The 8,769-nt window shown below is 68.5% G+C and carries 8 protein-coding genes; 3 read left to right on the forward strand and 5 right to left on the reverse strand.

Translation table 11 applies throughout. The annotated features are described in order from the left end of the window. Positions 1-42 precede the first annotated feature (42 nt). Both ACWDTP_RS35215 and ACWDTP_RS35220 read left to right on the forward strand, forming a co-directional pair. The gene (locus ACWDTP_RS35215) at positions 43-756 is read left to right on the forward strand and encodes a response regulator (RefSeq protein WP_450027855.1); all 714 of its coding nucleotides are present in this window, start codon (positions 43-45) and stop codon (positions 754-756) included. Beyond that, entirely contained in the window at positions 753-1,856 is a 1,104-nt protein-coding gene (locus ACWDTP_RS35220) for a HAMP domain-containing sensor histidine kinase (protein WP_450027856.1), read from the forward strand. The genes ACWDTP_RS35215 and ACWDTP_RS35220 overlap by 4 nt, the downstream gene beginning before the upstream one ends. Here the strand turns inward: ACWDTP_RS35220 and ACWDTP_RS35225 are convergent. The 5 genes from ACWDTP_RS35225 to ACWDTP_RS35245 form a co-directional block, all read right to left on the reverse strand. After that, positions 1,853-2,494 (reverse strand): DUF305 domain-containing protein, encoded by a 642-nt coding sequence (locus ACWDTP_RS35225; RefSeq protein ID WP_450027857.1) that lies wholly within the window; start codon positions 2,492-2,494, stop codon positions 1,853-1,855. The genes ACWDTP_RS35220 and ACWDTP_RS35225 overlap by 4 nt on opposite strands. 139 nt (positions 2,495-2,633) lie before the next feature. Further along, positions 2,634-3,746, reverse strand: a complete 1,113-nt coding sequence (locus ACWDTP_RS35230; RefSeq protein WP_450027858.1) for an adenylate cyclase regulatory domain-containing protein — start codon at positions 3,744-3,746, stop codon at positions 2,634-2,636. 18 nt (positions 3,747-3,764) lie between these two features. Next, entirely contained in the window at positions 3,765-5,048 is a 1,284-nt protein-coding gene (locus tag ACWDTP_RS35235) for a GAF domain-containing protein (protein ID WP_450027859.1), read from the reverse strand. 44 nt (positions 5,049-5,092) lie between these two features. Beyond that, a complete protein-coding gene (locus tag ACWDTP_RS35240) occupies positions 5,093-5,872 on the reverse strand; it encodes an acetoin reductase (RefSeq protein WP_450027860.1) in 780 nt (259 codons plus the stop codon). Then, positions 5,869-6,924 (reverse strand): 2,3-butanediol dehydrogenase, encoded by a 1,056-nt coding sequence (locus tag ACWDTP_RS35245; protein WP_450027861.1) that lies wholly within the window; start codon positions 6,922-6,924, stop codon positions 5,869-5,871. Before ACWDTP_RS35245 ends, ACWDTP_RS35240 begins: the two co-directional genes overlap by 4 nt. A gap of 129 nt (positions 6,925-7,053) precedes the next feature. Between ACWDTP_RS35245 and ACWDTP_RS35250 the strand changes: the two genes are divergently transcribed. Next, positions 7,054-8,769: flavin-containing monooxygenase (locus tag ACWDTP_RS35250; protein WP_450027862.1), on the forward strand; the 1,716-nt coding region annotated here is incomplete at its 3' end.

Below are 8,769 nucleotides of genomic sequence, written 5' to 3' on the forward strand. Positions count from 1 at the left end.
CCCCCTAGGGTATGAATCGAGGGTGTCGTGCACCATAAGGGGGTGGATGCAACACCAGGCGGCTACCGGGCCCTCGTGGTAGACGACGAGGCCGGGCTGGCCGGGGTCGTCGCCAGCTACCTCACTCGCGAACAATTCGAGGTCAGCGTCGCCCACGACGGGCATGACGCGCTGCGGCTGGCCCGCGAGATCGACCCCGACGTGGTGGTGCTCGACCTCGGACTGCCCGGTGTCGACGGCGTCGAGGCCTGCCGCAGGCTGCGCACCTTCTCCGACGCCTACGTGGTGATGCTCACCGCGCGCGATACCGAGATGGACACCATCGTCGGGCTGTCGGTGGGCGCCGACGACTACGTGACCAAACCGTTCAGCCCCCGCGAGCTGGTGGCCCGGATCCGCGCCATGCTCCGCAGGCCCCGCACCTCCTCCCCCGAGGGGTCGCCGACGGCCGACGCCAGGGTGTTCGGCGCACTGCGCATCGACACCGCGGGCCGCCAGGTGTTCCTCGATGACGAGCCGATCACCCTGACCCGCACCGAGTTCGACGTCCTCGCCGCATTGTCCGGGCAACCGGGGGTGGTGTTGAGCCGTCGCCAACTCCTCGAAACCGTGTGGGAGCCCACCTATGTCGGCAACGAACACCTCGTCGACGTTCACATCGGTCACCTGCGCCGCAAACTCGGCGACGACCCCGCCGCCCCGCGATACGTGATCACCGTCCGGGGCGTCGGCTACCGGATGGGCACCGGGCAGTGACCGGGCCGCGCCGGCCCGGCATCGGCGTCCGGCTGCTGCTGGCCCAGGCCCTGGTGCTGGCCGTGGGCGCCGTGACGATCGGGGTGGTGGCCGCACTCGTCGGCCCGCCGCTGTTTCGCGAACACCTGCACCGGGCCGGTGTGTCGGGCGATTCGGCCGAGCAGATGCACGCCGAAGAGGCCTATGTGTACGCCACCGCGATCTCGGTCGGCGTCGCATTGTGCGTGTGTGTGCTGGCCGCCCTTGTGGTCACCTGGTACGTCACCCGCCGGCTGCAGCGGTCGGTCACCGACGTCGCGCAGGCCGCGACCGCCATCGCCGACGGTCACTACGACTCGCGGGTGCCCCCGGCCCATCTCGGTGACGATTTCGACTCGCTGGCACGCTCCTTCAACCGGATGGCCCAGCGGCTGGAGGCGGTGGACAGCACCAGGCGGCGGCTGTTCAGCGACCTGGCCCATGAGATACGCACCCCGGTCGCGGTGTTGGAGGCCTACTTCGAGGCGCTCGAGGACGGTGTACGCACCCTGGATCCCGAGACGGTGTCGATGCTGCGGACCCAGACCCACCGGCTGGTCCGGTTCGCCGACGATGCGAAGGCACTGGCCCAGGCCGAGGACAGCGGAGCCACGATCCATCCGGTGTCGGTTCCGGTGGATGCGGTGATCCGGACCGCGGTGGCGGCGGCGCGGGACCGGTTCGCCGCCAAGGGAGTCGCCCTGGACGTCGGTGTACCGCAGGCCGCGTTGCCCGACCTGTGGGCCGACCCGCACCGGCTCGGGCAGGTACTGGGCAACCTGCTCGACAATGCGCTGCGGCACACCCCTTCGGGCGGGCGGGTGACGATCGGCGCCGCCGCCCGCGACGCCACTGTCACACTGACCGTCACCGACACCGGCGAGGGCATCGCCGCCGAACATCTGCCACACGTCTTCGAGCGGTTCTACCGCGCCGACACCGCGCGCGACCGCGACCGCGGCGGGTCGGGCATCGGGCTGGCGATCGTCAAGGCGCTCGTCGAAGCCCACCACGGCCGGGTCCGGACCGAAAGCTCCTCGACCGGAACCACATTCACGATCACCCTGCCGGTCGCGGACTAAAGCGTGCCGAGAATCCCGCGCATGGTGTCGATCTCACCCTGCTGGGTGGTGACGATCGTGTGGGCCAGCTCGACGGCGTCGGGGTACTGACCGTCGTCGATCTCATCCTGCGCCATGGTGATCGCACCCTCGTGATGACCGATCATCTGGTTGAGGAACATCGTGGCCGCCTCGACACCCTGGGCGTTGCGCAGGGCCGTGATATCGGCCGGCGCCACCATGCCCTGCATGGCGGGCATCTCGCCGTGGCCCATATCCCCGTGTCCGGTATCCCCGGAGGCCATCGGCGGCATGGGCGGGTTGCCCCACTGGGTGAGCCACCCCCGCATCTGCTCGATCTCGGGTCCCTGCGCGGCCTTGATCTGGGTGGCCAGTTCGGTCACCCGTGGATCGATGCCCGGTTTGGCCAGAATTATGTCGCTCATCTCAACGGCCTGCTGATGGTGCGGAATCATGTGGTGGGCGAACATCGCGTCGGCGTCGTTGTGCGCCGCCGCGTCGGACGCGGGCGAGCTTGTCGCGCTGACCGGTGCGGTTGTGCTGGTCGCGGCGTGATCGGCGGTGTCGCCGCTGCAGCCGGCCGCTGCCGCGACCACGACGAGGGCACCGGCCGCGACGAGAGTTGTCTGTTTCCACATACCTTCGAGCCTGCCGGAACCGGATATGGCAGCCCTAGTCGTTCTGTGAAGATTCGATAAAGCTCGCCCGGCTCCGCGAGCGACCGTTGAGGTACACCATCTGCGGCGTGGCGATGTACAGACACGGTCGCTCGCGGTGCTAGGTGAGGCGCGCGCGGAAGAGTTTCACATCGCTCTTGATGCCCTTGAGGCGTCGCGCACCGGCGAACGACCACGAGAACATGGCGTCGTCGCCGATCGCATCGCGGGTGGACGCGGCCACGAGCACACTGCCGGGCCGCGCCGCCCCGGTGACTCGGCTGGCGAGGTTGACCGGGCTGCCGAACCAGTCGCCTGCCCGGCTCACCGCAGGCCCGGTCGCCAGCCCGACCCGCAGCCGCGGAAAGCTGTCATCGGTTTCGGTGCCCGCCACCAGGGTCAGCACGGCCCGCAGCAGTGCGACCGGATCGGTGCTCACCAGCATGACCGCGTCACCGATCGTCTTGATCAGCCGCACCGGCGGCACCGCGACGGCATGGGCCGCCTCGGCCAGCCGGTTCGCCAGCCGCTCAAGGTCTTCGGGCGCCACCATCTCACCGAGCCGGGTGAACCCGACGATATCGGCGAACGCGATCGTGACCAGCCGGGCGCCAGGCACCGGCATGCCCTCCTCACGCTCCGACGAGCTGACGGCCTCGGTCTCCATCGCGTGGCGCAGCTGCACGAACAGCATGTCCTGGATCATCGGCCCGATCAGCGGTGCCGCCTCGGCCACCAGGGCCTCCGAGCCCTGCGCGGTCTGCAGTTCGGTGGCACCCGGCTCCAGCACCGCTGCCAGCGCCGCGGACCGCATCACCTCGGCGGCCCGGCTCAAGCCCTCGGCGAGTACCCGTGTGATCAGCACGATCTGGTCCGCGTCGATCCCCAGTTCGATGAACCGTTGGGCGAAACCGACCGCCTCGGCGTCGGCGCGCAGCAGCACCGCCGCATCCGGGTCCTCCACCGCGGGCAGCCCCATCGCCCGATGCAGGCGCTGCAGCAGGTCGATGTCGATACCCGTCTCGTCGCTGACCTCGCGCGCCGAGACGTAGCTGCCGTCGTCGCCGGCGACCCGGCGCGAGGCCAGCAACATCGGCGTGACCGCATGCCTGATCTGGTCGACCGTGATGCCGCGGCTCAGCAGCCATTCGATCAACGCCGCGCGCTGCGACCGCGCCGCACCGTCCATACCGTCGAGGAGCCCGGTCTCTTCCAGATCGACCTGTTCAGTCACCCGCGCCAACCTATACGGTCAACGGATCCCGCGGACCGCATACACGGCTGGTGCCGTCGACGATGTCAGCAGGGTCGACATGTCCAGCGGATATCGGACCTCGACCTCCACCGAATCGCCGAACCGGTACGGCCTGCCTTCGATCATCCCGACGAATTGCTTTCGCAGCCGCGACATCTCGGCGCGCACCGTGACCACCCTGGACCGGTCGCCGTAGAGGTCATCGGCCAGCTCGGGCGCCGAGCGTCCCCGCGGGCAGGTGGCCAGGATCAGCAGGATCTCGGCGTGCCGGCTGGAGATCCCGCGCCGCCAGCCGCCGAAACCGCCCACCACCTCCAGGGAGGGCTCGTTCCCGTCGCTCAGATCGAGCGTGACCCGCGACGGTACCGGGCCCGGCTCGGAATCCGCGGCCACCCTGACCAGCCAGCCGTCCGGCAGCGACTCCACATCACACATCCCCAGCGGAGGTATCCACGCGCGTCCAGGGATACCATCCTCCGGCAACAGGATTCGATTGTGCAGCGGTAACGAGTCCACTGCGGCCACCCACCCGTGGTGGTCCACGGCGAGCGCCGGGCTGCCCATCCGGGCCAGGATCGGCGCCGACACCGTCCGCAACCGGTTGAGCGTGCGGTCATGCGCCTCGCGCAGCTTCGATTCGGCCAGCCGCGACACCAGGTCGACCAGTGCGACGGTGGTCGGATGCACGGTGGGCGCGGGCCCTGACACGTCGACCACCCCGATCACGTGCCCGGTACGTGGGTCCCGGATCGGGGCACCGGCACACGTCCACGGATGGTGGCTGCGCAGGAAGTGTTCGGCTGAGAAGATCTGTACGGCGCGGTTGGAGGCCAGGGCCGTGCCGATCCCGTTGGTGCCCACCGCGCTCTCACTCCAGGACGCACCCTCGGTGAAGCCGAGCCGGTCGGCGAAACCGAGCACCCGCGGCGAACCCGACCGCCAGAGCACGCGGCCAGTGGCATCGGCCATCACCAGGATGTTCTCACCCTCGTCGATCACCGACTCCAGCCCGCGCGACACGTCGTCGAGCACCGCCAGCAGCCCCGAGGACTGCCGCAGCATATCCAGCCCGCCGGTGTCCACGTCCGGCGGCGAGTGATGATCGGGATCAATCCCCTTGCCCAGTAAACGATTCCAGGAATCGGCAATCAGCGAACGAGGCCGTGCCGGGGAGCGGCTACCCGACATGGTCGCGTCGTACACCTCGGACAGCAGCATGGCGTAGCGCCGCGGGTCGTCGCCGGGCGCGACCGCGGGTTCAGGTACTGACGATCCGGCCATCACCCACGATTGTGCTCCACGTCACAATGATCTGCCGAATCGCCCTACCGATAGACCAGCCCTCCGTCGATCAGACCGGCCTGACCGGTCATGTAGCCGGCGTCCGGCCCAGCCAGGTAGGACACGAATCCGGCCACGTCATCGGGGGTTTCCGGACGGCCCAGCGCGATCCCGCCGACGTACTGGCGGAACGTCTCCCCCTCCTCGGCGCCGGTGAGCTCGGCGAACCTCCTGTCGATCTCCACCCACATATCGGTACCGACGATGCCCGGACAGTACGCGTTCACGGTGATGCCGGCCGACGCGTACTCTTTGGCGGCCGCCTGGGTCAGCCCACGCACCGCGAACTTGCTCGCGCTGTAGACGCCGAGCATCCCGAACCCGTCGTGCCCTGCGATCGACGACGCGTTGATGATCCGTCCCTTGCGGCCCAGCTCGATGAACTTGGCCGCGGCCGCCTGGATACCCCACAGCACGCCGTAGACGTTGATCGACCACACCCGGGCCACATCGGCGGGCGTGACGTCGGCGAGCGGGCCGACCGACGCCACGCCGGCGTTGTTGACCATCACATCGAAACCGCCGAGCGCCGAGGTCGCGTGCTCGACCGCGGCGTAAACCGAGTCGCGGTCACTGACGTCGGCGACGAACGTCGTGGCTTTCGAACCGATCGTGGTCACCTCGCCGGCCACCGCGTCGATGCCGTCAGCCACGACGTCGACGAGTGCGACATCGGCTCCGTCCCGGGCCAGCCGCAGTGCGATTCCCCGCCCGATGCCGCGGCCCGCGCCGGTCACCAGCGCGACCTTTCCCCGCAGTGTCATGACGGGTCTCCACTCGGGTCGACGAGAACCTTCATCTTGGTGCCCGCATGCAGGGCTTCGAACCCTTCGTCGACGACATCGTCGATTCCGATCGGGGCCACCCAGCCGGTGGTGTCGTAACCCCCGCGCGACATCAGCTCGATGACCGCCTCGAAGTCGGCCGACGTGTAGCACAGCGAGCCCTGGATCCGGGACTCGTTCATCACCAGGTTGAGCAACGGGGTGGGCAGCGGTTTCTCGTAGATCGCGACGCTGACGGTCGGTTTGCGCGCACCCACACATGCGGTCGCCGCCTCGATCGCGGCGGTGACCCCGGCGGCGTCGAACGCGGCATCCGCCCCACGCCCGTCGGTGTGGTCGGCGATGAACGCGGGCACGTCGACCTGGGTCGGATCGAGAGTCTTGGCGCCGAGCGCCTCGATCGCGGCGCGCCGCGTCGGCGCGGGTTCGGACACGAACACCGAGTCCAGGCCTTTGCCGCGGAGCGCGAACCACAGCCCGATCCCGATGGGTCCGGCCCCGAAGATCACCGCGGTGTGCGGCGGACCCACCTCGCCCAGCGTCGCGGCGTGATAGGCCACCGACATCGGTTCGACCAGCGCGCCGAGTTCGAGGGAGACGTTGTCGGGCAGCCGGTGCAGCATGTCGGTCGGCACCACCGTGTATTCGGCCATGCCGCCGTCCGACATCAGCCCGTGGAAGCCGATCTGCCGGCAGACGTTGTAGGTTCCGGACCGGCACGGGACGCAATGCCCGCAGCGATAGATCGGTTCGACGGCGACCCGGTCCCCCGGCGCGAAGTCGGTGACGCCCGCACCGACCTCGGTGATGGTCCCGGAGAACTCGTGGCCCATCGTCAGCGGGAGCTGTCTGCCGGTCAGCGGATGCGGCTCGGTCGGCACGAAAATCGGACCGGCATAGTATTCATGCAGGTCAGTGCCGCAGATTCCGTTGAACCCGACGTTGATCTTGACGGTGCCCGCGGTGGGTCGCGGCTCCGGGACGTCGGCGATCTCGACCTTGTTCGGTCCGTAGTAGACAGCTGCTTTCATGGTGGCAGTTCTAGGCGGCCGCCGTGCGCGACGTAAGGGTTGCAAGAGGTTGCGGTCTCAAACGTCGGGCGCACTGCAACCCCGTGCAACCCTTGGCGGGGTGCTTGACCATGGTGTGGGCTGACTCACATGACACAGACGAGTGCCCCACCGCTGGCCACCATGTCACCGCAGGAACGGGTCGACGCCTGGTTGGCCGACTTCGAATCCGCCCTGGCCGACCGGGACATCGCCCGGGTGGTGGACAAGTTCGCCGTCGACAGTTTCTGGCGTGATCTGGTGGCGTTCACCTGGAACCTCAAGACCGTCGAAGGCCGCGACGGCATCGCGGGCATGCTCACCGAGCGCCTGCACGACACCGATCCGTCCGGGTTCCGAACCGCGGAGACCCCGACCGATGATCTCGACGGCGAGCACGTCGTCACCTCGGCGTTCATCGAATTCGAGACCGCGGTCGGCCGCGGCAAGGGCCACCTGCGGCTGCGCGACGACGAGGGGTGGACCCTGCTCACCACCCTGCAGGAGCTCAAGGGCCACGAGGAACGCCAGGGCGCCACCCGGGTGCTCGGTGCGGTACACGGCTCCGACGTCGACACCCGCTCCTGGTCGGAGAAACGACTCGACGAGGAACTGACACTGGGCTATGACGAGCAGCCCTACATCGTGGTGATCGGCGGCGGGCAGGGTGGCATCGCGCTCGGCGCGCGGCTGCGCCAACTCGGCGTGCCCGCCATCGTCGTCGACCAGCACGAACGCCCCGGCGACCAGTGGCGTAAACGCTACAAGTCGCTGTGCCTGCACGACCCGGTCTGGTACGACCACCTCCCCTACCTGCCGTTCCCGCAGAACTGGCCGGTATTCGCGCCCAAGGACAAGATCGGCGACTGGCTGGAGTTCTACACCCGGGTCATGGAGGTGCCGTACTGGAGTTCGACGACCTGCCTGTCCGCGTCCTATAGCGAGGCCAACCAGCGCTGGACCGTCGAGGTGAACCGCAACGGCGAACACCTCACGCTGCGGCCCGCCCATCTGGTGCTCGCGACCGGGATGTCGGGTAAGCCCAGCATCCCGACCCTGCCCGGCCAGGAGGTGTTCCGCGGAGACCAGCACCATTCCAGCCACCATCCCGGGCCGGATCAGTACACCGGCAAACGTGCCGTCGTGATCGGCTCGAACAACTCGGCACACGACATCTGCAAGGCGTTGTGCGAGAACGACATCGACGTCACCATGGTCCAGCGTTCCTCGACGCACATCGTCAGGTCCGATTCACTGATGGACATCGGCCTCGGCGATCTGTACTCGGAACGTGCCGTGGCCGCGGGGATGACCACCGAGAAGGCCGACCTGACTTTCGCGTCGCTCCCCTACCGGATCATGGCGGACTTCCAGCGCCCGGTCTACGACGCGATCCGCCGCCGCGACAAGGACTTCTACGCGCGGCTGGAAGCCGCCGGATTCGACCTGGACTTCGGTGACGACGACTCCGGGCTGTTCATGAAATACCTGCGCCGCGGTTCGGGCTACTACATCGACGTCGGAGCCTGCGACCTGATCGCCGACGGCAGCATCAAACTCGCGCACGGTCAGGTCGACCGGCTCACCGAGGACTCGGTGGTCCTGGCCGACGGCACCGAGCTGCCCGCCGATGTGGTGGTTTACGCCACCGGGTTCGGCTCGATGAACGGCTGGGCCGCCGATCTGATCGGCCAGGACGTCGCCGACAAGGTCGGCAAGGTGTGGGGGCTGGGCTCCGATACCGCCAAGGATCCCGGCCCGTGGGAGGGCGAACAACGCAATATGTGGAAGCCGACCCAACAGGAGAACCTGTGGTTCCACGGCGGC

It is taken from the genome of Mycobacterium sp. NPDC003449 (assembly GCF_053588415.1).

Coding starts and splice junctions, on each gene's coding strand:
- ACWDTP_RS35225 (WP_450027857.1), bottom strand. CDS start 2,494: ATGTGGAAACAGACAACTCTCGTCGCGGCCGGTGCCCTCGTCGTGGTC.
- ACWDTP_RS35235 (WP_450027859.1), bottom strand. CDS start 5,048: ATGGCCGGATCGTCAGTACCTGAACCCGCGGTCGCGCCCGGCGACGAC.
- ACWDTP_RS35240 (WP_450027860.1), bottom strand. CDS start 5,872: ATGACACTGCGGGGAAAGGTCGCGCTGGTGACCGGCGCGGGCCGCGGC.
- ACWDTP_RS35245 (WP_450027861.1), bottom strand. CDS start 6,924: ATGAAAGCAGCTGTCTACTACGGACCGAACAAGGTCGAGATCGCCGAC.